Here is a 25,118-nt window from a genome sequence, read left to right as displayed (position 1 = left end):
AGAAGATGACGATTTCCGAAGCCGGCGCGCATGTCGGGCAATCGGTCACGTTCGGTTGCTGGCTGACTCGCCGGCGTTCCAGCGGCAAAATCCAATTTCTGCAGCTGCGGGACGGAACAGGCTTCATTCAGGGCGTCCTGACGAAAGAGGAGGTATCGGAGGAGGTCTGGGACCACGCGGGGAGGCTGACGCAGGAAAGCTCCCTGTACGTGACGGGTATCGTCCGGGAAGACCCGCGCGGCAAATCCGGCTATGAGCTTGCAGTGACCGGCCTCGAAATCATCCAGATCACGCAGGATTACCCGATCACCCCCAAGGAGCACGGCGTCGATTTTCTGATGGACCATCGCCATCTCTGGCTGCGCGCGCCGCGACAGCGGGCGATCATGCGCATCCGGGCCCGCATCATCTCGGCCGTCCAGCAATTTTTCGACGAGAACGGGTTCACGCTCGTGGATCCGCCGATATTGACGCCTTCCTCCGCGGAAGGAACAACCGAGCTGTTCCATATCAAGTATTTCGACGAGGACGCCTACTTGACGCAGAGCGGTCAGCTCTACATGGAAGCGGCCGCCATGGCGCTCGGCAAAGTGTACTCCTTCGGTCCGACGTTCCGGGCGGAGAAGTCCAAGACCCGCCGGCACCTGATCGAGTTCTGGATGATCGAGCCGGAGATGGCTTTCGTGGATCACGAGGAGAACCTGAGGATTCAAGAGCGGTTCGTTTCGCACGTGGTCAGTCAGGTGCTGGAGCATTGCCGACCCGAGCTGGAGACGCTCGAGAGGGACATCGCCGCGCTGGAGCGGGTAAAGCCGCCTTTCCCGCGCATAACGTACGATGAAGCCATCCGGATGCTGCAGGAGCTCGGCATGGAGCTGCCTTGGGGAGAAGATTTCGGCGCTCCCCACGAGACCGCGCTTGCCGGCAAGTTCGACCGCCCGATCTTCATCACGCATTATCCGAAGGGAATCAAGGCCTTCTATATGAAGCCGGACCCGAAGCGCCCGGAAGTCGTGCTTTGCGCCGACATGATCGCTCCGGAAGGTTATGGCGAAATCATCGGCGGCTCGCAGCGGATCGACGATCCGGAGCTGATGGCGGAACGCTTCAAGGAGCATCACCTGTCGCCGGAAGCGTACCAGTGGTATTTGGATTTGCGCCGTTACGGCACCGTGCCGCACTCCGGCTTCGGACTCGGGCTGGAGCGGACCGTATCCTGGATTTGCGGATTGGACCACGTCCGGGAGACGATCGCGTTCCCGCGCATGCTGTATCGTTTATATCCCTAACCCGGTCCCCCCAAAAGCGACGCGATGCTTCGAAGCGTATTGCGATTCCTTTTGGAGGAGCCCCCAGCAAAAAAAAGGAGGCGGACGAATGGACGATCGGGGAGGCATTGCCCGCGGATTGGCGGAAGCGTATCAGGACGGCGCGGTCAGCATTCCTTATGCGTTGCTTCGAACGTACCGGGCGCTCAAGCTCACCGATACGGAAGTAATGCTGCTGATCCAGCTGCTTGCGTTCCGGCAGCTGGAGCAGATCGAGTTTCCGACGATGGAGCAGCTGCAGGAACGGCTCGGATCGTCGCCTTCCGTCGTCGGACAGGCGATGCAGAAGCTCGTGAAGCAAGGGCTGGTCGGCATCGACGAGGTGGTCGATCCGGTGACGGGGGTGTTGTCCGACCGCTACAACCTGTCCGGCCTGTTCCACAAAATCGGGGCGCTGCTCGCGGCCGGCGAGCTCCCTCTCCGCACGGGCGGCGGAGAAGCGCCGGCTGCCCCACTGGACGTTTCGGACCCGCGAAGCCCCGCGAGGACGTCCGTTTCCAAAACTGCGGTGTTCGGCGGCGCCACGAACCTGTTCGCGGTGTTCGAACAGGAATTCGGCCGCCCGCTGTCGCCCATGGAGATCGAAACGATCAACGGCTGGCTGGACAAGGACGGCTATGACGAGGATTTGGTGCTGTTCGCGCTCAAAGAATCGGTTTTCGCCGGCAAGCTCCATTTCCGCTATATGGACAGGATTTTGCTCGAGTGGAGCCGCAACCGGGTGACGAACGTCGAGGAAGCCCGCGTCCATACGCAGAAATTCCGGACCGGCAGATAGGCGTTTCCTCCATCCGTTCCGAAAGGTCGAGTAATACCCGCCGCGCATACGTGCAGGCGGTTTTTTTTTCGGCATGCGGGGGTAGAACGGAATGGCGTACAAACGAACAAATGTGCATCAATCAGGCATTGTCATTAGAACCCTATCGCGCCCCTTCTCATAAACATGCAATATAGACAACCTCTCGTGACGAATGTTCGGGGAAGGTTGGGAAAGGAGGCGAAGTTCCTTGGAATGGCTACTGCTGATTCCCATGACCATGTCCGCGGTTCTGCTGTACGTCTTGCTCAGACCTCCCGTTCATTCCGCCCCTCTAGATAACGTGGAAGAAACGGAAGCCGCATCCGTTCCCGTCCTGAAGGAGGAGAACGTGCCGACTGTGGCGGCCGTCCATTCGGCTTCGATATTTGCCGGGTATGCGGGCAAAGAGTAAGGGAGATCGGCAACGCCGACAGAAGAGGTGACGATCCGTGCACGAGCCCGCCGTCGTCTCCCTTACGATTTTCTCGTTTCTGCTCACGGTCATGCTCATCATGTGGCGCCCCAAGGGGTTGAACGAAGCGATCCCCGCGACCGGCGGCGCCTTGCTCGTCCTCATGTCCGGGAGCGTCGTCTGGCCGGATCTGGTCAAGATCGGAGAGACCGTGAGCGGAGCGGCGATCACGATCATCGCCACCATCGTCATCGCCATGGTGCTGGAAAGCATCGGATTTTTCCACTGGGCGGCAGAGGGGCTGGCGGCACGGGCGCGAGGCTCGGGTTATCGTCTGTTCGTTTACGTGAATCTGGTCTGTTTCCTGATGACGCTCTTCTTCAACAATGACGGAAGCATCCTCATCACGACGCCGATGTTGATCATCCTGCTGAACCGGCTCGGGCTCAAAAACCACCAGAAAATTCCTTATCTGCTGTCCGGCGCCTTGATTGCCACCGCGTCCAGCGCCCCGATCGGCGTCAGCAACATCGTCAACCTCATCTCGCTCAAAATCGTCGGCATGGACTTGTACATGTACACTTTGCTTATGTTCGTGCCCGCCATGCTCGGTCTTCTGTTTCTGTTCGCGATGCTTTTTGCCGTCACCGCGCGGGACATTCCCCGTCGCCTGAACGGTTCCGCCCGAAAGCCGGGACATGCTCCCGGCGTCCCGATCCGCCATCCGCTGATGGAGAAGCCTTTGCCCGTCTACGAGAAAAGAAGGAATCGGCTCATGTTCCGGATTTTCCTGTTCGTATTCCTGCTGCGGATGGCCTTGTTCGTTGCTTCTTACTTCGGGATACCGATCGAGATCGTCGCCGTGACCGGTTCGGTCCTGCTTCTCGGCTGGAGATGGTGGAAGCTGCGGATCCCGCCGACGGACATGCTGAAAAAAACGCCGTGGCATATCCTCTTGTTTGCTTTCGGCATGTACGTGATCATTTACGGATTGAACAACATCGGGCTGACCGAGCTGCTGGTAGAACACCTGAAGCCCGCGGTATCGGGCAGCCTCCTGAACGCGAGCCTCCTTATGGGCGGACTCGTCTCGCTCATGTCTACGCTGTTCAACAACCATCCGGCGCTCATGATCGGTACGCTGGCCTTGACGCAGATGAACCTGGATCCGATTTCGCTCAAAATCGCCTATTTGGCCAATGTCGTGGGCAGCGACATCGGTTCCCTGCTGCTGCCGGTCGGCACGCTCGCTTCGCTGATTTGGCTGCATATTCTCCGGACGTACAAAGTCAAAGTGGGCTGGAAGGAGTACGTCCGCGTTACGGTGCTGGTCATTCCGACGTCTCTCGCTTTCACTCTGATCACGTTGTACTATTGGGTGGAGTGGATGGCTCCCTTGGCGGGTTTGTCCCACGCAGCCGGCACGCCGTGACTTCCCGCGACCTCCCTTTGCTTGCCGAGACCGAGGGGATTTTTTTTGTCCGGGTGAGTAACTTTTGGACAATCGCGTCGTATGTATCAGATAGGAGAATTTCAGCAAATTCGTGTGCGGAGGACAGGTGGAGGCATGTTCGGGAACGATCCGGGATTCGGCGTGTTCGGTAGTGAGTTCGGCGCATTGGGAACGATCGTACCGTTGATTTTTGCAGCCGTATTGGGGATTATCGCCTTCAGCGCGATCAGGGGTTTCGCGCAATGGAACCGCAACAACGGGCAACCGCTGTTATCCGTGGAGGCCCGCCTCGTGAGCAAACGGACGCACGTGTCGCATCATCACCACGACGATGGGGACTCCAACCACACGTCCTTCCATTCCAGCACGTCTTACTACGTCACGTTCGAAGTGGAAAGCGGGGACCGGATGGAGTTCCGGGTGGACGGCAGGGAATTCGGCATGCTGGCCGAAGGCGACATGGGCAAGCTGTCGTTCCAGGGTACGCGTTATCACGGCTTCAGCCGGTCGCAGGGGACCGCTGCTTATTGAACAGGCGAAAGAACGTGCAAGAGACCTTCGAAAAAGCGTACAAAACGAAAAATGAACCCGCTCCGAGACCTTGCGGTTTCGGGCGGGTTTTCATTTGCGTTATTTTTTTCCGGCCTTAAGGAGCTCCCAGCGATACGCGTACTCGAACAGGAATTCGAACGCCTCGAGATGCCGTTTGGCCGCGAACGCGTCCTCGCCCCAGGCGTAGATGCCGTGTTTGCGCAGCAGGATGCCGGGAATCCGGGGATTCAGCCGCTCGGTCACTTCCGGAACGATCCGGGGCACGTCGGCGAAATTGGAGACGATGGGCACATCGATCACGGCTTCTTCGTCCCAGATGTTGAACGCCTTGATCAGCTCGACGCCTTCGATCGGGACGCTGCGGCGCTCCCAGAACCACTCGGAGATCAGGTTGTTGAACACGGTATGGGTGTGGAAAATGGCGCCGCAGCCCGTAAGCCGGTAGATTTCGCAATGGATGACGGTTTCCGCGGACGGCTTCATCCGAGTCGTCTCGCAGGCTTTGCCCGTCTGGTCGACGAACAGGAAGTCCTCGGGCGTCGATTTGGATTTGTCTTTGCCGCTCGCGGTCACCGCGAAATGGAACGCATCGGGGCGGTAATCGCCGATGCGCATCGACAGGTTGCCGCTCGTGCCGGCGAACCAGCCGCGGGAAGCGAAATCGGCTTTGATCGCCGACAACTCGCCGATTACGCGCTGCTTCTCTTCGAGCGGAATAAGGGCGAAGCTCATGAAGACGGGCCTCCTTGGTCCAGGTGACGGATGATGTCGTGGAACGTCTCGAACGGGATATGCGGCAGGCCGAGCTCCCGGCATTTGTCCGTGAGATGGGAACGCGAGAATACGAGATCGGCAAGCTTGGCGCCGGCGAAATCGGTGACGCTGTCGCCGATCAGGATGCGGTAGTGCCGGTCGCGCGGGAAACGGCGGATGATCGTCGCTTTGCACATCCCGCAATCATTGGAGCATTCGTCATCGCACGCGTGCGGCCACGTGATCCGGATCCTCTCGCCTTCGAAGTCGCTGCCGTTGCAATAAATATGGTCCGCCGGAATGCCGAACGGCTCGAGGAGCGGATACACGAAGAAATCGATGCCTCCGCTCGTGACGTAGAAGGGAACTTCGTGCTCTTTGCACCAGGCCAGCAGCTCGGGAAAGCCCGGCCGGATGCCTGCCGTCTCCAGGACGAAAGAGCGGATTTCCTCGTTCTCGGAAGAAGGGAGCAAGCCGAACATTTCCCCGACGCCCTCGCGGATCGACTTCGTTCCGCCGACGATCCCGTCGATGATCTCCTTCACGCCGGGCGGATCGAACTTCTTCATGATGGCGACGATGTTGTCGCTTAACGTGATCGTCCCGTCGAAATCGCAAAACAGCACGGGCGGCCGGGGAAAACGGGTGTTTGCGCAAGATGGGCTCAAGCGGTCCGTACCCCCCAGCGATCGATGGCGGTTTTCAGCTCGGCATGGTTGACCGCGTATTCCTCGAGCGGGATTCCGCCGAGAACCGCGTCAACGGCTTGGCGGAACGCCCGTCCGCCCGCTGCCGCCCCGCCGGGGTGACCGTGCACGCCGCCGCCCGCGTTCACGACGACCTCCGGACCGAAATCGCGCAGAATGAGCGGGACCAGTCCCGGATGGATGCCCGCGGACGGAACCGGAAGCACCGGTTTCTGCGGCAATTTGGCGTCCAGCAGGACGTCCCGGACGGCCAGATTCTCTTCCTTCGGCATGACGACGGAGCCGTAGGGCGAAGGGAAGAGGGACAGGTCCGCGCCCGCGAGCCGCATCAGCTTGCCGAGCAGCAAGGGGGCGGCGATGCCGTAATGCGGGGAAGGGTACAAGGCGCCCGCCATGGCCGGATGGGCGGCGATCGGGACCGCGATGTCCGGATCGGCAGCCAGACCGGCCAGCGCGTCGAAACCGTAGGCAAGCACGTTGAACAGCAGACCGTTCGCACCCGCTTCGATCGCCCTCAGGGCGTTGTCCCGAAGCTTGAAGGTGGGGCCGGTCAAATTGGTGAAGTAAATCAGCTTCTGACCGGTTTGCTGCTGGGCTTCCCGGGCCGCCGCGATACACGCGGGAACGCGTTTTTCCAGCGGGCTGAGCGGGTTCTCGAACAGGATCTCGTCATCCTTGATCAGGTCGACGCCGCCGAGCGCCTGTTGCAGGAATTGCTCCCGCAGGTTGTCCAAATCGAAGCCGACAACGGACTTGAAGATGCTCATGACAAGCGGTCGGTCGCGGACGCCGAGCAGGTCCCGGACGCCGGCTGCGCCGAATTTCGGTCCAGGCAGCGCCGAGAGGAATTCGGAGGACGGCTGTAGGTCCAGCAGCTTGATCCTGCCGTCCATCGAGAGCTTTCCGAACACCGTGACGAGCAGGGCGGGGAGGTCGCGGCTGAAGTTCAGGTCGGGATACGCGATGGTGATATCGGCGAACCGCTTGTCCCGTTCGCCAGTATCCGGTTCATGGACGTCCACCGAGACAACCTTGCCCAAATATTTCTCCATCTGCTGCTTCGCCACTTCCGGCAATTCGGTCCAGCTTCCGACGGTCAGCCCGACCGCGATGCCGAGCGCTTTCTTGTCGAAATCGGCCTTATCGTCATACAGCCTGTAGGTGGCCGTGCTGTACGATTGACTCATGGAAATCCCTTCCTTCCTATTCGCTTCTCGCGAGCGAAGGCACTTCCGCTTCCGCTCGGATCGCTTCGCCCATCTCCCGCGCCCTCTCCGCACAGCGGAGGATGGCCGCGTTCATGCCTTCCTGGAACCGATAACGTTCCAGCGTCTCGATGGCGGCTTGCGTCGTGCCTCCCGGCGAGGTCACTTTCCTGCGAAGCTCGGCGGGGTTCTCGCCGGTTTGCCGAACCATCTCGGCTGCGCCGAGCACCGTCTGCACCGTCAGCTCGCGGGCGGCTTCCGGGGACAAGCCGAGGTTCATGCCCGCATCGATCATCGCTTCCATCAGATAATAGACGTACGCGGGGCCGCTGCCGGAAACGCCGTTCACGGCTTCGATGAGCGGCTCTTCGACGACGGCGTTGATGCCGACCGCGCCGAACATCGCGAGCGCCAGTTCGCGCTGGGCGGGGGATACCTCGGACGAGAAGCTGATGCCGGTCGCGCCGAGACCGATCGTGCTCGAGGTGTTCGGCATCGTTCGCACGATGGCGCGGCCATCGCCGAGCAGCGTTCCGATCGTACCGATCGAGAGCCCGGCGATGGCGGACACGATCAGCTGTCCCGGTCTCAGTAACGGCGCAAGGGCGCGCAAAGCGCCGGCGGAATCCTTCGGCTTCATGCCCAGCACGATGACGTCCGCATTCCGCAGGGCCTCTTGCTTCGCGTGGTCCTGGACAGCCGGAACGACGCCGTAGCGGCGCTGCAGCTCAACCAGCCGGTCGCCGTTCTGACGGTTCATGACCGTGATCCGTTCCGGGCTCGCGAGCCTGGCTTCTGTCAAGCCGCGGAGGATCGCTTCGGCCATCGCGCCTGCGCCGTAGAAGCATAAGTTAATATTCTCCAGAGGGGAGGAAGAAGTTCCGTTCAATGTCCTGATCTCCTTAACCGCGGATCTGGCCGGAGCCGACGATCCGGTACTTGGTGGAAGTGAGCGCCGGCAAGCCCATCGGGCCGCGGACGTGAAGCTTCTGCGTGCTGATGCCGATCTCTGCGCCGAATCCGAATTCGAAGCCGTCGGTGAAACGGGTCGAGACGTTGTGGTAAACCGCCGCGGCGTCGACCTCCTGCAGGAACCGGCCGGCGTTCTCTCCGGTTTCGGTTACGATGCATTCCGAATGCTTCGTTCCGAAACGGCGGATATGGGCCAGCGCCTCGTCCAAGCCGTCCACGATCTTGACGTTGAGGATGTAGTCGTTGTACTCCGTGGCGTAATCTTGATCGGTCGCGGCGGCCATTTCCGGCACGAGAGCGCGGGCTCGTACGCAGCCTTTGAGCTCGGCGCCGGCCTCCCGGAATTTCGCGGCCAGCGCGGGGAGATGCCGCCCGGCGTACCCCTGGTGGACCAGAAGCGTCTCCATGGAGTTGCAGACGGAAGGGCGCTGCATCTTGGCGTTCAGGGCGATCGCTTCCGCCATGCCCGGGTCGGCGGTATCGTCCAAGAACGTGTGGCAAATGCCCGCACCCGTCTCGATCACGGGAACCGTGGCATTCTGAATGACGTTCTGGATCAGCGAGGCGCCGCCTCTGGGAATGACGACGTCCAGAAGCCCGTTCAGCTTCAGCATTTCATCCACGGAGCCGCGGCTCGGATCCTCGATCAGCTGGATCGCGTCCGGCGGGATTTCCGTTATGGCCAGCGCTTCGCGCAGGATCCGGACGATGCACCGGTTGGAGGAGAGGGCGGAGGAGCCGCCGCGGAGGACGACCGCGTTGCCCGTCTTCAGGCACAGGGCGGCGGCGTCAACCGTCACGTTCGGGCGGGCTTCGTAAATCATCCCGACGACGCCGAGCGGCACGCGCCGTTTCTCGATATGCATGCCGTTGGGCCGCGTGTAGCTTTCGAGAAGATCGCCGACCGGGTCAGGCAAGGCGATGATTTGGCGGATGCCTTCGGCGATGCCGGCGATCCGCTCTTCGTTCAGCTTCAGCCGGTCGAGCAGCGAGGGGGAGGTGCCCGACTCGCGGCCGCGGGCCAAATCTTCTTCGTTCGCTTTTATGATTTCCTGCGCGCCCGACAGCAGAGCGTCGGCCATTCCGCCCAGCGCGCCGTTTTTCGCTTCCGTGGTCAACCGGGCCAGAATGCCGGTCGTTTCCTGGGCCGCCAGCGCTTTGGCTTTCACTTCACTCATGGGAACCAGCCTCCTTCAAAATCGGGGTCGCGACCCATTCGTCGCGGTGGATGACTTCTACACGGGACACTTCGACCCGTTTCATCGCTTCTTCGGTGCCGAGCTTCGCCACCGCAGTCACTTGCCAGGAAGCGTAATGGGTGACGCCCCTGCCGAGCGTCCTGCCATCCGGACCGGCAACTTCCACGACATCTCCGGGATGGAACTCCCCTTCCACGGAGACGATCCCGGCGGGGAGCAGGCTTTTGCCCCCGTGCAGCAAAGCCGATTCGGCTCCCGCGTCGACGTGGATGCGGCCTTGGGGCACCGAAAGGAAGCCGATCCATTGCTTCTTGGCGGAGAGGGAGTGGAGAGAGGAGGAGAAGTAAGTGCCCCTGCCGTCACCTGCCACTGCGGCCCGTAGGTCGCCCGGCTTGGCGACTTTTCCGATGAATGTCGGAATGCCGCCCTGCATGGCGATCCGCGCGGCTTCGATTTTGGAGCGCATACCGCCCGTTCCGACGGCCGACCCGGCGCCGCTCGCGATCCGGTACAAATCTTCGGAGATGACGTCGACGCGTCCGATCTTCTCGGCGTCCGGCGTCTTCCGCGGGTCGGCGGTGTACAGCCCGTCCATGTCCGTGAGGATGTACAGGCCGTCGGCCTTGACCAAGTTCGCCGTCTGCGCGGACAGCGTATCGTTCTCGCCGAACTTCAATTCGTCGACGGCGACCGTGTCGTTCTCGTTGAAAATCGGGATGACCCGCTGCTTGAGCAGCTCCTCGATCGTCCGCCGGGCGTTCAGGGCGCGGCTTCGGTTGCCGAAATCCGGCCGGGTGAGCAAGATTTGCGCGACCGAAATGCCATGGCTGCCGAACGCCTCGTGGTAAGCCTGCATGAGCAGGGCTTGGCCGACGGCGGCGGCCGCTTGCTTCTCGTGCACCAGCTTGGGCCGGACGGCATAGCCGATGCTGCGGAAACCGGCGGCCACGGCGCCCGACGTCACGAGGAGCACGTCGTGGCCGGAGGCGTGCAAGGAGGCGAGCTCATCGGCGAGGAATCCGACTTTGCTACGCTCCAGCCCGCCTTCGTCGGCGGTGAGGGAGCTGCTTCCGATTTTGACGACGATCCTTTGCCTCATTTTTGGGATACCTGCCTTTCGCTACCGGTGTCAAATTCCGAAATAATGGGAAAACCCCCCACTAATCTTCCGATTTCAGTCCGTTCTAGTCCATTTAGGTGGAAAACATACCACTAATTGCATTCATTCAACCGATTGTTGGTCCATTATCGAACATTAGTGGGAGAATTTCCGTCTATTACGTTCCAAGCCCGTGACTGGAGATCATTAGTGGTACCTTTTTCCCACTATTTTGGGAGGAGAAGGGCTTCGTCGTTTGGACGATGCGCCGACATTGCGTTTACAAAATAAAAAGCCCCCGTCCGCAAAGGACGGAAGCTCGGCTTCCGCGGTACCACCTTCGTTGACGGCCATGTGCCTAGGCTTGCAGCCGTCCTCTCGAATCCTGATAACAGCAGGAACTGTCCGGTTTGTCGCCGGCCGCTCGGGGGTGGGGGATGCGGGGGTCAACGTAAATTCTCTCAGCCTGCGGAATTTACTCTCTGATTTGCCCGGTTCCGCGTGTTGGTCCCGTCAATGCGTTTTCCTCAGAATACCATGCGCCGCAAGCCTTGTAAAGAAAACCGGCCCAATCCGGTTAGTTCCTGAACAAGCCCAGCCTTCCGATCCGCTCCGCGGCTTCTTCCAGGCGAGCCTCCGGGGCGAGCAGGCCGAGCCGGACATACCCTTCGCCGGAGGAGCCGAAGCCGTTGCCCGGAGCGACGACGACGTCGGCTTCCTCGAGCAGCAGATCGGCGAACGATTCGGACGTGTACCCTTCCGGCACCGGCAGCCAGCAGAAGAAGGAGCCGGCTGGTTTATCCGCTCTCCATCCGATCCGCTCTAGCGCCGCATACAACGCGTCGCGTCTCCGTTCGTAGGTCGCGACGAGCTCCTTGACCGGCTCCTGGGATCCGGTCAGCGCTTCGGCCGCCGCTTCCTGGATGCCGCCGAAGAGGCTGCAATAGTAGTGGTCCTGGATCAGGTTCAGCATTTCGATGACGGCGGCGTTGCCGAGCGCGAAGCCGACGCGCCATCCGGCCATATTGTAGGTTTTCGACGCGGTATAGAACTCGACTCCGACTTCCTTGGCCCCGGGAGTCTCGAGGAAGCTGACCGGCCGTTTGCCGTCGAAGCCGATCGCTCCGTATGCAAAATCGCTGGCGACCACGATCTCATGCTTGCGCGCGAAAGCGACGGTTTCCTCGTAGAAGGCGGGGGTTGCCGTCGCGGCCGTCGGATTGTTCGGGTAGTTCAGGAACATCAGCTTGGCCCGACGCAGCGTTTCCGCATCGATCCGGCTGAAATCGGGCAAGAACTTGCGCTCGGCCGTAAGCGGCATAAAGGCCATTTCGGCTTCCGCCAGCGCGACGCCGGACCAGTAATCGGGATAGCCGGGGTCGGGGACCAGGCAGACGTCTCCCGGGTTCAGCAGGCATTGGCTGATTTCCACGAGACCGGTTTTGCCGCCGAACAGAATCGCGACTTCCGCCGCCGGGTCCAAGCGGACGCCGTAATCCTCTTCGTAGCGCTTGGCGACGGCCTCCTTCAGAAACGGATAGCCGCGAAAGGGAGGATACTTGTGATAGGCGGGGTTGGCCGCCGCTTTCTGCAGCGTCTGCACGATATGCGGCGGCGTCGGCATATCCGGGTTGCCTTGTCCGAGATTGATCACGTCGCGGCCCATGGCGATGCGGGCGTTCGCTTTGGTCACTAGCGCGGCGAAAAACTGTTTGGGCAGCGTCCGGATTCGGTGTGCCGGCTGGATCGTATAAGTCTTCAAAAATCGTCACGCTCCGTCTGGCAAATGGATAAGATAGGTTGACTGTAGCATAACGGACTGGCCAGGGCAATGGAAGAGGCATATTGCCGAGCCGTCTCCGATCGGGTACGATGAGAGCATTCCATTTTGACGAAATATCGGAGGGACAAGCGTGACGGGAAATTTGCGACTGGCGCTGATCCAGATGAACATAGAAGCGGGGAACCCGGAGGACAATTTCGCCCGCATGCAGCGATGGATGACGGACGCGGTATCGCGCGATCCGAAGCCGGATGTTCTGGTGCTGCCGGAAATGTGGAACACCGGTTATGCGCTGGACCGGATCGGAGAGCTGGCCGATCCGTCCGGCGAACGGACGAAAGCTTTCTTCTCGGCCTTCTGCCGCGAACACCAGGTGAACGTGCTGGCCGGATCCGTAGCGGAGAAACGCGCGGAAGGCGGCGTCACGAACACGATTCACGCGTTCGGGCGGGACGGAAGGGAAATCGCCGAATACTCGAAAATCCACCTGTTCCAGCTGATGGACGAACATTTGCACCTCCGGGCGGGAGAACGTCCCGGCCGCTTCGAGCTGGAGGGCGTTCCGGCAGGCGCGATGATCTGCTATGACATTCGTTTTCCGGAACTCGCCCGCAGGCTGGCATTGGAAGGCGCCAAGATCCTGTTCGTGCCGGCCGAATGGCCGCATCCGCGCCTGCATCACTGGAGAACGCTGCTCCAAGCGAGAGCGATCGAGAACCAGATGTTCGTCGTTTCCTGCAACACGGTCGGGATGAGCGGAGGCACCTCGTTTTTCGGCCATTCGATGGTCATCGATCCGTGGGGCGAGGTATTGGCCGAAGCCGGGGAAGAAGAAACGGTGCTGGAAGCCGAAATCGACATGGCGTTGGTGGACGACGTGCGCGGACGGATCCCCGTCTTCGCCGACCGGCGGCCGCACTTGTATGAGTAAATGGAGGAAGCTGCCCGCAATTTGGGCAGTTTTTTCGTTTGGGGGAGTCGCTTCGTATGCGGAACAATGGAGGGTGGGGAGAGGAGTTTTTTGGAAAACATACGAGCGGTATGGAAGGGGCAGGCTGAATCGGGAACTCTGCTTCCTTAAGGTTCCGGCGCTCTCCCCCCCACCGTCAAATCAGCGCTGTCACTCCGCCTCAGTCCAACCAACCGTTCCGCTCCGCGATGCCGATCGCATCGATCCGGTTCTTCGCCTCCAGCTTCTGGATGGCTTCGGACAAATAATTGCGCACCGTGCCGGCGGAGAGATAGAGCCGCCCCGCGATGTCGCCCGCGGACAAGCCTTCGCGGGCCAGCTTGAGCACTTCGCGCTCCCGCTCGGTCAGCGGGTTTTCCGCCTCGTAGAACGACAGCGCCAGCTCGGCGTTGACCGCGCGTTTGCCGGCGTACACGTTGCGCAGCGCGGCCGCCAGTTCGTCGATCGGCGAGTCTTTGAGCATGAACCCGCGCGCGCCGGCGCGCATGGCACGCTGGAAATACCCCGCGCGCGAGAAGGTCGTCAGGATAACAACACGGCAAGGGTCGCCTTCTTCTTTCAGCTTCTCGGCCACGTCCAGTCCGGACAACTTCGGCATTTCGATGTCCAGCACGCACAAGTCGGGGCGAAGCGACCGGATGAGCTGCAGCGCCTGCTCGCCGTTCTCCGCTTGCCCGACGACTTCGATATCGTCTTCCAAATCCAGCAGCGCGCTTAAGGCGCCGCGAAGCATCCCTTGATCCTCGGCTACGATCACTTTCACCGGTTCGATCTCTCCTGTCCGGCCGATTTCGCCACGCGCGGCACTCGGATGTCGATGCGCGTGCCGCGGCCCGGTTCCGACCGCATCTCCATTTTCCCTTCGACCAATTTGAGCCGCTCGCGCATCCCTTTGAGCCCGTTTTTGCCGTCATCGACGGTATTGGCGGCCCGATACGTGCCAGCACCGTCGTCTTCGATCCATAATTCGTACGCATCCGGCGTTTCCGTCCACCCGACGGCGCAATTGCGGGCGCGGCTGTGCTTGACGACGTTCGTCACGGCTTCCCGCAAACACATGCCGAGCATGTTGTCGATCAGCGGAGAGGGAGATGGCCATTCTCTATCCGAACCGCCCTCGTGCCGAAGCTCGATTCCCGCGGACGTAAGGATGATCTTCGCCTGCGCGATTTCGTCCCGGACGGTGACGGCGTTCAAATCAGCAACGAGCTCGCGAACCTGCTTTAGCGCCGCACGCGAGGTCAGCTGGACGTCGCGGATTTCCTGCGCGGCCCGCTGCGGATTTTTCACGATCAGCTTTTCCGCGAGTTCGCTTTTGAGCGTGATGAGCGACAACGTGTGGCCGAGCGTATCGTGCAGGTCGCGTGAAATCCGCTGGCGCTCCTCGTTCTTGGACAGGCGGGCGATTTCTTCGTTGGCCAAAGAAAGCTTGTCGCGAAGTTCCCTGGAACGACGTCCGACCCGGATCGCGATCGGCATTAGCGAGATGACGAGCATTGCGGGCAGCAGCTGCAGCAATTCGTCCACGTCCGTGAACAGATGATAACGCCATCCGACCATGAGGAAAAGGGCGAAGAGTCCCGCATAGGCGGCTGCGGTTTTGCGGATGCTGTTCAGCATCGCGACGATCGGCGTCGCGTAAAACGCCAAATAGATAAAGTTCTCGTCGTACCGGTAAGCGAAATAGCCGACGATCGCGGTCAAAGCGAGCACGAAAGCCAATTTGCCCCGAGTCTCGCCAAAACCCAAGACATATACAATCGCGAACAATCCGAGCAACAGAAGACCGGCGGTCATTTGGTCCCAGGGTTGCTTCACCAAAGCGCTCACGGGAAAAATCAAATATACGAGAAAAAAAATCCGAAAGGCAAAAGGCGGCCCGTACCGGGGCCGCGAGCCGAAAACGCTCATGATCATACCGCTTCCTGCTTCTTCATGATATACGCCGATATTACCATAAACACAAGGACATACGCAGCCAGGATCAGCAGGCCGTTCCAGTCGATCGAACCGCCTCCGATCAAGTTCCAAGCGCCTTGGCCAAGCCGGTAGGTCGGGGTGAATTTGGAAATCGTCTGCAGCGCGCCCGACATCGAGGAAGTCGGGAACCATAATCCGCCCACGATCGACAGCGACATGTAGACGATCAGGGCCAGCAATTGCACGGCGTCCGGATTGCGCATCGAACCGATGAGCGATCCGAGCGCCATGAAAGAGAATCCTCCGATCCAAATCCAGAGCCCGCTTTCGAGCCAGACGGAGGCGGGGAGATCGATGTGTTTGCCGATTCCGCCGGCCATGAAGACGACAAGGATGATCAGCAAATTGATGATGCCTTGCGCGACCAGCTTCGAAAGCACGTAAGACCAGGAAGGAAGCGGGGTAAGGCGAAGCAGCCGGACCCAGCCTTGCGCGCGTTCCCTCGACAGCCGCTGGGCGAAGGAGGTCAGGCTGGCTCCCACGACCCCGTAAACGGTCATGGACATCAGGTAATAAGGGACCCAATCCACATTGTCCACCTTGACGTCGTTGCCTGCCGTGCTGGAGAAAATGAAGAAGAAGGCGACGGGCATGATGACCGAGAAGAAAACGAAACGTCTGTTTCGTACCGTGCGGAGCAGCTCCGCATTGCATTGCGCCATCGTGGCTTTCATCGTCGTATTCATCGTGTATCCGCTCCTTAGGAAACCGCCGCATTTTGGACGAGCGATTGAAACGCGTCTTCCAAACCGCCGCTTTGGATTTCGATATCCCGCATGTCTACGCGGCTTTCGATCAGCACCCGGATGAGCCTGTCCGTATCGCCGCTGTACAGCTTCACCCTGCGCCCGTTCCATTCTAGGTCCGCGACGCCGGGAAGCGACAGCAGCGATTCGGTCGTCACGGACGCGCCGGCGGTGAACGAAATCACGCGGCCCGTCGCATTCGCTTTAATTTCGCTGGGCGTGCCGTCGGCAATGATTTTGCCTTGATTGATGACCAGGATCCTGTCGGCAAGGCTGTCCGCTTCCTCCAGATAATGAGTGGTGAGGACGACCGTCTTGCCCCGAGCGGCCATCGCGCGGATCGTATCCCAGAATAACTGCCGCGACGTGACGTCCATCCCGACGGTCGGTTCGTCCAGGAAAAGAATCTCCGGATCGCTCGCCGCCGCCAAGGCGAATCCGAGCCGGCGCTGCTGGCCGCCGGAGAGCGACGTCGCCATCTTGTCCTTCGCGGACTCGAGTCCCGAAATCAGCAGCAGCTGCTCGAGCGGAAGCGGATGGGCATAGTAGCTGCGGAACAGGTCGATCGTCTCGCCGACCTTCAGGTTGTCGATGACGCTGACGTCCTGCAGCATCGCCCCGATGCGGCTTTTGATCCGCGGATCGCGGGGATCGCCGCCCAGCAGCTTTACGGTGCCGCTCGTCGGCTGCTGCAGGCCGAGGATCATGGAGATCGTCGTCGTTTTGCCCGCGCCGTTGGGCCCCAGCAGCGCCAGGACGGTGCCGGCTTCCACGCTTAGCGACAGTCCGTCGACCGCTCGCTTTCCCTTGTATGCCTTCGTAACGTTTTCCAATAGAATCGCGGTTTTCAATCGATTCACTCCTTGCGGATGGTGTTTGCTTTCGCAGCTGCGATTCGCATTTTGCGACCGCCTGAACCCATCCTAACGCAGGAGGAAACGATTCCCTACCCATGAACGTAATCACTTGGATATGACAAATGTCATCAGGGCCGCTTCGGGGTTAGATCTTCTTCAACGTACGCGTGAATACATCGATAAACGCTTCCGCGGCGTTGGACAGATACCGTCCTTTGCGGTAAGCGATGACGAGCGTCCGCGTCGGCCGTCCCTCGAGGTGCAGATAGACGGGGGCGCGGCCGTTCCAGTCGCTGCGCGTGATCATGCGCGGCACGAATGCGATGCCCATGCCCGCCGCGACGAGGGCTTGGACGGTGTCGATGTTGCCGCTCTCGAACACGACGCGTGGATCGAAGCCGGCGCTTACGCACAGCTGATGCGCGATCGCGCGGAAGCCCTGGCCTTTCTTCAGCAGGATGAACGGCTCCTTGCTTAAGCTGCCGATCGGAACAGGCTGCCCGCCGGCTTGGGATGCAAGCGGATGGTCGGGCGGAACGGCAAGGCAAATCTCCTCCTCGATGACCGGCTGATAGGCAAGGGCAGGATCGTCGATGGGCAACGAGAGCAGGCAAACGTCCGTGCTGCCGCTCACCGTCAGCTCCTCCAGGCGTTTGCTCGTTTCCTCGATGAGCACGATCTCAATGTCCGGATAGGCGGCCCGGAACGCGGGAAGCACGTCCGGAAGCACGTGAGCGCCCGTCACGGGCACGCTGCCGACGACGACGCGGCCTTTGCGCAGGTCTGCGAGATCCTCCATTTCCCGGCGGAGCTGCTCCGTCATGTCGACGATTTGCTGCGCCCGGTTCACGAATACGGTGCCCGCGTGCGTCAGCTCCACCGAGTTCGTGCTGCGTTTGAACAGCAGGACGCCGAGCTCCTTCTCCAGCTTGGACAGCTGCTGGCTGAGCGATGGCTGGGCGATATGCAGTTTCTCCGCCGCTCGGGAGAAGTTTCGTTCGTTAGCGATTTGGATGGCGTACATCAATTGGCGGAACTCCACGCGGCCAATCTCCTTCCATCAATCTATAGTTGTCAACTATTAACCTTATAGATATTATATCTTGGAACAATGAATGAGGAAATGATATGCTAGCATCAAGCTAAGAGAACCTTTTCGGGGTGAAAACACATGAGCAAACAAACGATGTTCGAGAAAATTTGGAACAACCACGTCATTGTCGCGGAAGAAGGCAAGCCAAGCATTCTGTACATCGACTTGCATCTCGTGCACGAGGTGACGTCGCCGCAGGCTTTCGAAGGCTTGCGCATGAGCGGCCGCAAGGTGCGCCGTCCGGACCTGACCTTCGCCACGATGGACCATAACGTGCCGACGAAGGACCGCTTCAACATTACCGATCCGATCTCCAAGCAGCAGGTCGACACGCTGACCCGCAACGCGCAGGAGTTCGGCGTCAAGTTGTACGACCTGAACACGATCGACCAGGGCGTCGTGCACGTCATGGGACCGGAGCTCGGCCTGACGCATCCCGGCAAAACGATCGTCTGCGGCGACAGCCACACGTCCACGCACGGCGCGTTCGGCGCGCTCGCCTTCGGCATCGGAACGAGCGAAGTCGAGCACGTGCTCGCGACCCAATGTCTGCAGCAGGCGAAGCCGAAAACGATGGAAGTCCGTTTCGTGGGCAAACGCCGTCCGGGCATCACGGCCAAGGACTTGATCCTCGGCCTGATCGCCCAATACGGGACCGACTTCGGCACCGGCTTCGTCATGGAATACACCGGCGAAGCGATCCGCAGCCTGTCGATGGAAGAGCGCATGACCGTCTGCAACATGTCGATCGAAGCGGGCGCCCGCGCCGGCCTCATCGCGCCGGACGAGACGACCTACAACTACCTGCGCGGACGCGAATACGCCCCGCAGGGCGCCGATTTCGACCGCGCCGTCGAGCGCTGGTCCGCTCTGCGCACCGATGAAGGCGCGGTATACGACAAAGTCGTCGAATTCGACGTCGAATCCCTCGTTCCGCAAGTGACCTGGGGCACGAGCCCGGGCATGGGCACGGGCATCACGTCTTCCGTGCCGGTACCGGAACAGTTGCCGACCGAGAACGAGCGCAAAGCCGCCGCCGCGGCGCTGGACTACATGGGCCTCAAACCGGGAACCCCGATGACGGAAATCCCGATCGACTATGTCTTCATCGGCTCCTGCACGAACGGCCGCATCGAAGACCTCCGTGCCGCGGCTTCGGTCGCCAAAGGCTACAAAGTGAGTCCCAACGTAACGGCGATCGTCGTGCCGGGCTCCGGCCGCGTCAAGCTGCAAGCGGAGAAGGAAGGCCTCGACAAAATCTTCGTCGAAGCCGGTTTCGAATGGCGCGACGCCGGATGCAGCATGTGCCTCGCGATGAATCCCGACGTTCTCCAGCCGGGACAACGCTGCGCGTCGACGTCCAACCGCAACTTCGAAGGACGCCAAGGCCGCGGAGGCCGCACGCACCTCGTGTCGCCCGAAATGGCGGCGGCCGCGGCGATCGCGGGACGTTTCGTCGACGTCCGCCATTGGGAATTCAAGTCCGAAGTGACGGCATAAGCGAGAGAGGAGATACGAACCATGCAACCATTTGTGAAAATGACGGGTCTCGTCGCGCCGGTCGACCGCGTGAACGTGGACACCGACGCCATCATCCCGAAACAATTCCTCAAGCGCATCGAACGCAGCGGTTTCGGCCAGTTCCTGTTCTTCGAATGGCGCTGGGACGAGAAGGGGAACGAAATCCCCGAATTCAGCCTGAACCAGCCGCGCTACCAAGGGGCTTCCGTGCTGATCTCCCGCGCCAACTTCGGCTGCGGCTCTTCCCGCGAACACGCGCCGTGGGCGATCCTGGACTACGGGTTCCGCTGCGTCATCGCGCCGAGCTTCGCCGACATTTTCTACAACAACTGCTTCAAGAACGGCATCCTTCCGATCAAGCTCAGCGAGGAGCAAGTGGAAGATCTGTTCCAGAGAACCGCGGCGAATCCGGGGTACGAGCTCACGGTCGATTTGGAAAACAAGGTCATCACGGACGGCTTGGGCCTGAACCTCTCCTTCGACCTGGACGAACACCGCCGCCAGTTCCTGCTGCAGGGCTTGGACGATATCGGTCTTACCTTGAAGCACGAGGACGCCATCGCCGCGTACGAAGCCAAGCGGGCCGCAGCCGGCATCTAAGCGGAAATTCCATCGGATCGCCAGTCATCTTTTGCAAATCCGGGCCTTTTGACCCCGAAACGGCAAGATTCGGGTCAAAGGGCCTTTTTTCGTGTCCGGATCGCAACTTTTGCGGGAGGCGAACGTCTAAATTCACGTGGGACAAGCTGGAAAGTTCGCCTCGTTTCCGGCATGGAACCGCAAGCAGAAATCATCACCGAGGTGAAGCATGAAGAAGTGGATTTCCTTGTTGTTCGTCGCTGTGGTCATGCTGTGCGTGAATGTCGCTTGGACAAGCGCGGCAGCGCAACCGAAGACGGCTGTTCCGGTTCCGAAGCTGTATATGGACGGGAAGGCATTGGAGGCGAAAGAGCCGCCCGCCATGGTTCACAATTCGGTATTGGTGCCGATTCGGACGGTCGCGGAGAAATTAGGGTATAAAGTGGGCTGGGACTCCAAGAAGAAGCAAGTCACCGTCGAACAAGGTTCCACGAAGATCCTGATGACGCTGAACAATCCGAAAGCGACGGTGAACGGCAAGACGGTCACCTTGGTGGAAGCTCCCATCTTGAAGTCGGACACGACGCTCATTCCGCTTCGGTTCGTGGGGGAAACGTTCGGCATCCAATTCCTGTGGGACAACGCGAGCAAGTCGGTGTACATGTTCTCGGACAAGTCGGATAACAGCCCGGATACCGGTTCCGTCGGAGACAAACCGGACACGGGGACAGGCGGCGAAAGCAACCCGACTCCAGGAACGGGAACCGGTACCGGAAGCGGCTCCACCCCGGCAACGGGCGACGGCAGCGGTACGAACGCGGGTACGGGTACCGGAACCGGAACGGGGACGACTCCCGGCACGGGCACGGGAAGCGGCACGGGTACGGGCACGGGAAGCGGCTCGGCCCCGGGAATGGGTACGGGGACGACTCCGGGGACGGGAACCGGCTCGGGTACGGGGGCGACTCCGGGCACGAGTACCGGCGGAGGGACCCAGACGGGAAGCTCCCCGGACGGCGGATTGATCGGCGTCGTGGAAGGCGCCGACGGCAGCGGAGGGACGGGCGCGACGAACGGAAACGCCGGTGCCGGAGGTTCCAACGGAAGCGGCACGACCGCGCCGGACGCCGCCACAGCGCATCTGCATCAAATCCGCTACGAGCCGGACGCCGTCATCATCACCTATGACGGTACGACGGCCCCGACTTCCAATGTGCTCACCGGTCCGGACCGGATCGTGATCGACATTCCGAACGCGGATTACGCCGCCGATTTCGCGGCGGGTTACGCGAACATCGTGATCCCTGACTTCACGGCCGTGAAGGGAATTCCGGGTCCGGGACAGATCGCGGAGCTGCCGGTTAGCGGCCATGAAGCATTGACCAAGGTTCGGTACTCCCAGTACTCGGACAACCCGAAGCAGGCGCGCATCGTGCTCGATTTGAGCCAGGCGTGGGGGTACGACCTCACCAACAACGCTTCTACCGGGGAAATCCGGATCGTGCTCAAGAAACCGGACATTCCGGTCAAGACGGGATATACGGTCGTGCTGGACGCGGGACACGGCGGAAGCGATCCCGGGGCCCAAAGCATTACCGGCAAGTGGGAAAAAGATTTCAATTTGTCCGTGGTGCTCAAGGTCCAGGCGATCTTGGCCAAAGAATCCAAAATCAACCTCGTCCTGACCCGGCAAGGAGATACATATCCGACGCTTGACGACCGGGTGAACCTGGCGAATTCGCTGAAGGCCGACCTGTTCCTGTCCGTTCATGCCAACAGTTATACGCCGTCCACGAACGGAACGGAAACGTACTATAACCGAGCCGAAAGCCTTTCTTTCGCCAAAATATTGCACAACAACGTGATTGCGGCCGGCGGTTTGAAGGATAATGGCGTCCGGACCGCGAATTACAAAGTGATCAAAGCGACGACGATGCCGGCCGTCCTTCTCGAAACCGGGTACCTTTCCAATGCAAGCGACGAAAAGAAGCTATTCAATGAAGAGTTTCAGAATCGGGTAGCGGAAGCGATCGCGGCATCCATCAAGCAATATTTTCATCTATCTTAAACGTCCATCCGGCCCTCTTCGGGGGGCCGGCATGTCTATGTGAAGGGGAGAGGGAACATCATGGCGAAGAAGACGCAGCTCAAAAAATGCGTAACGGCCGCCGCATTGACGGCGCTTGTGTGGACGGGAACGGTGTGGATCCCCGGCTCCGCCTCGGCAGCCGCCAACCCGTTCGGCGACGTGAAGGCAGGGCACTGGGCGGAGAAGCATGTGGTGAAGCTCGCCCTGCAAGGGATCATTAGGGGCAGCGAAGGTCAATTCCGCCCGAACGATTCGGTCCGCAGGGAGGATGCGGTCATCATCGCGCTGAAGTTCATGGGGCTCGCGGACGACGTCGGCAGCGCAGGATCGATCGCGTTTCCGAGCACGTTCCAGGTGGACGACTATGCGAAGCCTTACGTCATGGAAGCATTCAAAAGGAAGCTTCTTCTCACCGACGAAGAATTTGCGCTTGCGAACGCGGAAACGGATAAGCCGTGGGGCAAAACCCCGGCCTCGCGCGAATGGGTCGCCAAACTGCTGGTCCGCGCGATCGGTTTGCAAGCGGAAGCCGCGGCCAACGCCGGCAAAGCGACCGCCTTCTCGGATGACGCCAAAATGGACGCAAGCTTACGTGCTTACGTACTGACGGCGGTGCAGCAAGGCTTGGTCTCCGGTGTCACCCCGACGACGTTCGAACCGAAGCAGCCGATCACCCGGGCGGCGATCGCCACTTTGTTCAGCAAAGCCGAGTCGAAGGTGAACACGGCCTACTCCGGCCAAGTGTCCGGCGTCCTGCTGTCTGTCGGCGCGGACAAGCTTACCGTCCTTCACGACGACGGCTCCATCCGCGATTACACGCTCACGGCAGGCACGATGTTCGCCCGATATGATACGGACAAACCGTCTACGTTGGCCGGTTTGAAGCAGTACGGCAAAGCCATTCTCATCCATGATGCGGACGGCTCGATCGGATACGTGGAACAGACGGACGACAAATCGTACGTAACGAACGTCGACGGAACGTTTAGCAAGAATAATCCGATCGATGCGAAAATATGGCTGTCGGTCGGCAACGACTTCAAATCCTATTCGTACGACACGACTTATAAGCCCGCGGTAACGGACGCCGAAGGCAAAACGATCCAGTTGTCGGACATTCCGGAAGGCACGGCGGTCAGCCTCCTGGTGGATACGCTCCGTACCGAAGGCAAGGTTGTCGCCGTGAAGGTGAAGCAGTCCGTCGTGAACAAAAAAGGCAGCGGCGTCGTCACCGAATGGAACCCGGCTGCCGGAACCTTGAAAGTCAGCGATGCCGTCACCGGAACGGCGGAAACGTTGAACGTGTCGCCGACGGCAACGTTTAAGCAAGATGACGTCTTCGTTGGCGGCGATCAATTGAAGGTCGGCTACGCGGTCGAGTACGAAGTGAAAGCCGGCGTCGTCGTCAGCGTCAAATTCGCCAAGCCCGTCGTGACGACCGTGAACGGCAAGCTGTTTTCCGTCGACACGTCTACCCGGACAATTCAATATACCGACAACGGCAAATTGACCGCCAAGTTTTTGGCCGACAACGCCAAGGTCGAAATTCAGGGCATGACGAGCGCGGGACTCGGAGATCTGCAGCAGAACGACGACATCACGCTGGTGCTGGACGGCAACGACAAGGTGATGAAAATCTCCGTGAATAACCGGAGCGTTCAGTACCTGACGGGCGCCACGATCGCGGGGTACATCTCCGACACGAAGACGCTGTCGCTGAAGGACGCATCCGGCAAAGTTTACAACTTCGTCCTGGGAAGCAACGTGCGTTACGATTTGAACGACATGCCGCTTACCGCTGCCGACGCGCAAACCCGATTTACGTCGGGCAAGAAAGTAACGATCGCCTACAGCGGCGATAACGCCATCACGATCTATTTCGCGGCGAAGTACGCCGGCACCGTCGTCGAGAACAATACGACGGCCAAGACGCTTTCCGTCCGAGTAGGCACCAACAATACCGTCACTTTGCCTTATACCTATCCTTATGTCGACGCTTATGGGACGACCTCCGCCTCTTTCGCGGATGTTAAAGCCGGCGATCAAGTAACCGTCCTGATGAACGACAATCAGGACCAGATCACGTCGATCCAACTGCAGAAATCCGTCCAGCTTGAAGTCGTGTCGACGGACGTGACCGCTTCGAAAATCCGGTTCAAGAAACCGGGAACGACCACGATCGAGGAGTGGACGGTGCCGGCGACCGCGGTGTTGCAGGATGAGAACGGCACGGCCGTATCGCTCGGACAGTTCACGGCTGGCTCGGTGGCGAACGTTACGTTCTCCGGCAGATTCGCCTTGCTCAAAATCCGCCGAGTGACGATGACTTACGGCCGCGTAGCCGCGGTTAACGCGACCGCCGGTACGGTTGACCTTGCGCTTTCGAACGGATCGACCGTCACCAAGACCGTCGGTTTCACCCCCGTCGTATTGAAGGATACGGCGACCTACAATACGCTCGCCATGGTGCAGCCGGACGACCGGGTCGAAGTCCGCCAGGACGAGAACGACCGGACGGTGATCGAAATCGTATCGCCGGTGAAGAAGCTGTTCTGGACCTATAGCAGCTCCTCGAACTCGATTCAAGTAAGGCGCAGCACCCTGACCGAGAACAATGTCTACAATTTGGACGCCCAGACTTACATCCACCAGGGCACGACGACGCTCACCCCCGCTCAGCTGCAGGACGGGGATCCGATCTCCATCTACATCCTCCGCGGCAAAGTCGTCGAAATCGCCAAATAAAGACTGCCACACGGATAGGCCGCCTTCGGGCGGCCTTCTTTGATACACTTTGCGTCGTAATTAAGCCTGCGGGACGAGCTTAAAGTGCCGTGCGGCACCTGTTGACGGAGTTTAAGCCTGCGGGACGAGCTTAAAGTGCCGTGCCTGCACCTGTCGACGGAGTTTAAGCCTGCGGGACGAGCTTAAAGTGCCGTGCGGCACCTGTTGACGGAGTTTAAGCCTGCGGGACGAGCTTAAAGTGCCGTGCGGCACCTGTTGACGGAGTTTAAGCCTGCG

At 60.3% G+C, this 25,118-nt stretch carries 22 protein-coding genes; 10 read left to right on the top strand and 12 right to left on the bottom strand.

All coding sequences use genetic code 11. The features are described 5' to 3' along the window. The first annotated feature begins 5 nt into the window (after positions 1–5). The 5 genes from asnS (at position 6) to GE107_RS11050 (ending at position 4,523) form a co-directional block, all read left to right on the top strand. Positions 6–1,289, top strand: coding sequence for an asparagine--tRNA ligase (asnS, locus tag GE107_RS11070; protein WP_219640218.1), 1,284 nt, complete (start codon positions 6–8; stop codon positions 1,287–1,289). Positions 1,290–1,377: 88 nt separating this feature from the next. Beyond that, positions 1,378–2,106: a DnaD domain-containing protein gene (locus GE107_RS11065; protein WP_219639904.1), complete on the top strand. Its 729-nt coding sequence runs from the start codon at positions 1,378–1,380 to the stop codon at positions 2,104–2,106. A gap of 229 nt (positions 2,107–2,335) precedes the next feature. Then, positions 2,336–2,539, top strand: coding sequence for a hypothetical protein (locus GE107_RS11060; protein ID WP_219639902.1), 204 nt, complete (start codon positions 2,336–2,338; stop codon positions 2,537–2,539). Positions 2,540–2,576: 37 nt separating this feature from the next. After that, positions 2,577–3,971 carry an arsenic transporter gene (locus GE107_RS11055; RefSeq protein ID WP_219639900.1) on the top strand — a complete coding sequence of 465 codons (1,395 nt, stop codon included), beginning with the start codon at positions 2,577–2,579 and terminating at the stop codon, positions 3,969–3,971. Positions 3,972–4,106: 135 nt separating this feature from the next. Continuing rightward, positions 4,107–4,523, top strand: a complete 417-nt coding sequence (locus GE107_RS11050) for a DUF2500 domain-containing protein (protein ID WP_219639898.1) — start codon at positions 4,107–4,109, stop codon at positions 4,521–4,523. A gap of 99 nt (positions 4,524–4,622) precedes the next feature. On the opposite strand, the gene mtnB is transcribed toward GE107_RS11050, so the two are convergent. From mtnB to GE107_RS11015, 7 genes are all read right to left on the bottom strand, one after another. Next, on the bottom strand, positions 4,623–5,276 hold the full coding sequence (gene mtnB, locus GE107_RS11045; RefSeq protein ID WP_219639896.1) for a methylthioribulose 1-phosphate dehydratase: 654 nt from the start codon (positions 5,274–5,276) through the stop codon (positions 4,623–4,625). Then, complete coding sequence (locus GE107_RS11040) at positions 5,273–5,965, bottom strand: 2-hydroxy-3-keto-5-methylthiopentenyl-1-phosphate phosphatase (RefSeq protein WP_255570402.1); 693 nt, start codon at positions 5,963–5,965, stop codon at positions 5,273–5,275. Before GE107_RS11040 ends, mtnB begins: the two co-directional genes overlap by 4 nt. Continuing rightward, positions 5,962–7,191 (bottom strand): 2,3-diketo-5-methylthiopentyl-1-phosphate enolase, encoded by a 1,230-nt coding sequence (locus GE107_RS11035; protein WP_219639895.1) that lies wholly within the window; start codon positions 7,189–7,191, stop codon positions 5,962–5,964. The genes GE107_RS11040 and GE107_RS11035 overlap by 4 nt, the downstream gene beginning before the upstream one ends. 16 nt (positions 7,192–7,207) lie before the next feature. Next, positions 7,208–8,098 carry a pyrroline-5-carboxylate reductase gene (gene proC / locus GE107_RS11030; RefSeq protein WP_255570401.1) on the bottom strand — a complete coding sequence of 297 codons (891 nt, stop codon included), beginning with the start codon at positions 8,096–8,098 and terminating at the stop codon, positions 7,208–7,210. Positions 8,099–8,111: 13 nt separating this feature from the next. Continuing rightward, a complete protein-coding gene (locus GE107_RS11025) occupies positions 8,112–9,359 on the bottom strand; it encodes a glutamate-5-semialdehyde dehydrogenase (RefSeq protein WP_219639893.1) in 1,248 nt (415 codons plus the stop codon). After that, positions 9,352–10,479 (bottom strand): glutamate 5-kinase, encoded by a 1,128-nt coding sequence (gene proB, locus GE107_RS11020; RefSeq protein ID WP_219639891.1) that lies wholly within the window; start codon positions 10,477–10,479, stop codon positions 9,352–9,354. Before proB ends, GE107_RS11025 begins: the two co-directional genes overlap by 8 nt. A 577-nt stretch (positions 10,480–11,056) precedes the next feature. After that, the gene (locus tag GE107_RS11015; RefSeq protein ID WP_219639890.1) at positions 11,057–12,241 is read right to left on the bottom strand and encodes a pyridoxal phosphate-dependent aminotransferase; all 1,185 of its coding nucleotides are present in this window, start codon (positions 12,239–12,241) and stop codon (positions 11,057–11,059) included. Between the two features lie 151 nt (positions 12,242–12,392). On the opposite strand from GE107_RS11015, the gene GE107_RS11010 reads away from it, so the two are divergent. Next, positions 12,393–13,193 (top strand): carbon-nitrogen family hydrolase, encoded by an 801-nt coding sequence (locus GE107_RS11010; RefSeq protein ID WP_219639889.1) that lies wholly within the window; start codon positions 12,393–12,395, stop codon positions 13,191–13,193. A gap of 199 nt (positions 13,194–13,392) precedes the next feature. On the opposite strand, the gene GE107_RS11005 is transcribed toward GE107_RS11010, so the two are convergent. From GE107_RS11005 to GE107_RS10985, 5 genes are all read right to left on the bottom strand, one after another. After that, the gene (locus GE107_RS11005; RefSeq protein WP_219639885.1) at positions 13,393–13,995 is read right to left on the bottom strand and encodes a response regulator transcription factor; all 603 of its coding nucleotides are present in this window, start codon (positions 13,993–13,995) and stop codon (positions 13,393–13,395) included. After that, a complete protein-coding gene (locus tag GE107_RS11000) occupies positions 13,992–15,143 on the bottom strand; it encodes a sensor histidine kinase (protein WP_219639883.1) in 1,152 nt (383 codons plus the stop codon). The genes GE107_RS11005 and GE107_RS11000 overlap by 4 nt, the downstream gene beginning before the upstream one ends. Before the next feature lie 2 nt (positions 15,144–15,145). Continuing rightward, complete coding sequence (locus GE107_RS10995; protein WP_219639881.1) at positions 15,146–15,898, bottom strand: ABC transporter permease; 753 nt, start codon at positions 15,896–15,898, stop codon at positions 15,146–15,148. A gap of 14 nt (positions 15,899–15,912) precedes the next feature. After that, positions 15,913–16,809, bottom strand: a complete 897-nt coding sequence (locus GE107_RS10990) for an ABC transporter ATP-binding protein (protein WP_219639880.1) — start codon at positions 16,807–16,809, stop codon at positions 15,913–15,915. Positions 16,810–16,960: 151 nt separating this feature from the next. Continuing rightward, positions 16,961–17,857 carry a LysR family transcriptional regulator gene (locus tag GE107_RS10985; protein WP_219639879.1) on the bottom strand — a complete coding sequence of 299 codons (897 nt, stop codon included), beginning with the start codon at positions 17,855–17,857 and terminating at the stop codon, positions 16,961–16,963. 129 nt (positions 17,858–17,986) lie between these two features. Here GE107_RS10985 and leuC point away from each other — a divergent pair, with 129 nt between their 5' ends. The 4 genes from leuC to GE107_RS10965 all read left to right on the top strand — a co-directional run bounded on the left by leuC (position 17,987) and on the right by GE107_RS10965 (position 24,842). Beyond that, positions 17,987–19,408, top strand: a complete 1,422-nt coding sequence (leuC, locus tag GE107_RS10980; protein WP_219639878.1) for a 3-isopropylmalate dehydratase large subunit — start codon at positions 17,987–17,989, stop codon at positions 19,406–19,408. A gap of 21 nt (positions 19,409–19,429) precedes the next feature. Next, positions 19,430–20,029, top strand: a complete 600-nt coding sequence (leuD, locus tag GE107_RS10975; protein ID WP_219639877.1) for a 3-isopropylmalate dehydratase small subunit — start codon at positions 19,430–19,432, stop codon at positions 20,027–20,029. Positions 20,030–20,237: 208 nt separating this feature from the next. Next, complete coding sequence (locus GE107_RS10970; RefSeq protein ID WP_219639876.1) at positions 20,238–22,076, top strand: N-acetylmuramoyl-L-alanine amidase family protein; 1,839 nt, start codon at positions 20,238–20,240, stop codon at positions 22,074–22,076. A 60-nt stretch (positions 22,077–22,136) separates the two neighbouring features. Continuing rightward, positions 22,137–24,842, top strand: coding sequence for an S-layer homology domain-containing protein (locus tag GE107_RS10965; protein WP_219639875.1), 2,706 nt, complete (start codon positions 22,137–22,139; stop codon positions 24,840–24,842). The last annotated feature ends 276 nt before the right edge of the window (positions 24,843–25,118 follow it).

The organism is Cohnella sp. CFH 77786, from assembly GCF_019400745.1.
Taxonomy (GTDB): domain Bacteria; phylum Bacillota; class Bacilli; order Paenibacillales; family Paenibacillaceae; genus Cohnella.
The sequence above is the reverse complement of the archived record's forward strand: the minus strand, read 5'-3'. Positions and strand labels throughout refer to the sequence as shown.

Excerpts from the sequence above, each read along its gene's own strand:
- GE107_RS10995 (WP_219639881.1), bottom strand. The coding sequence starts at position 15,898 with ATGAATACGACGATGAAAGCCACGATGGCGCAATGCAATGCGGAGCTG.
- GE107_RS11035 (WP_219639895.1), bottom strand. The coding sequence starts at position 7,191 with ATGAGTCAATCGTACAGCACGGCCACCTACAGGCTGTATGACGATAAG.
- asnS (WP_219640218.1), top strand. The coding sequence starts at position 6 with ATGACGATTTCCGAAGCCGGCGCGCATGTCGGGCAATCGGTCACGTTC.
- GE107_RS10965 (WP_219639875.1), top strand. The coding sequence starts at position 22,137 with ATGGCGAAGAAGACGCAGCTCAAAAAATGCGTAACGGCCGCCGCATTG.
- GE107_RS11050 (WP_219639898.1), top strand. The coding sequence starts at position 4,107 with ATGTTCGGGAACGATCCGGGATTCGGCGTGTTCGGTAGTGAGTTCGGC.
- GE107_RS11065 (WP_219639904.1), top strand. The coding sequence starts at position 1,378 with ATGGACGATCGGGGAGGCATTGCCCGCGGATTGGCGGAAGCGTATCAG.
- mtnB (WP_219639896.1), bottom strand. The coding sequence starts at position 5,276 with ATGAGCTTCGCCCTTATTCCGCTCGAAGAGAAGCAGCGCGTAATCGGC.
- GE107_RS10970 (WP_219639876.1), top strand. The coding sequence starts at position 20,238 with ATGAAGAAGTGGATTTCCTTGTTGTTCGTCGCTGTGGTCATGCTGTGC.
- GE107_RS11000 (WP_219639883.1), bottom strand. The coding sequence starts at position 15,143 with ATGAGCGTTTTCGGCTCGCGGCCCCGGTACGGGCCGCCTTTTGCCTTT.
- GE107_RS11025 (WP_219639893.1), bottom strand. The coding sequence starts at position 9,359 with ATGAGTGAAGTGAAAGCCAAAGCGCTGGCGGCCCAGGAAACGACCGGC.
- proB (WP_219639891.1), bottom strand. The coding sequence starts at position 10,479 with ATGAGGCAAAGGATCGTCGTCAAAATCGGAAGCAGCTCCCTCACCGCC.
- leuD (WP_219639877.1), top strand. The coding sequence starts at position 19,430 with ATGCAACCATTTGTGAAAATGACGGGTCTCGTCGCGCCGGTCGACCGC.
- leuC (WP_219639878.1), top strand. The coding sequence starts at position 17,987 with ATGAGCAAACAAACGATGTTCGAGAAAATTTGGAACAACCACGTCATT.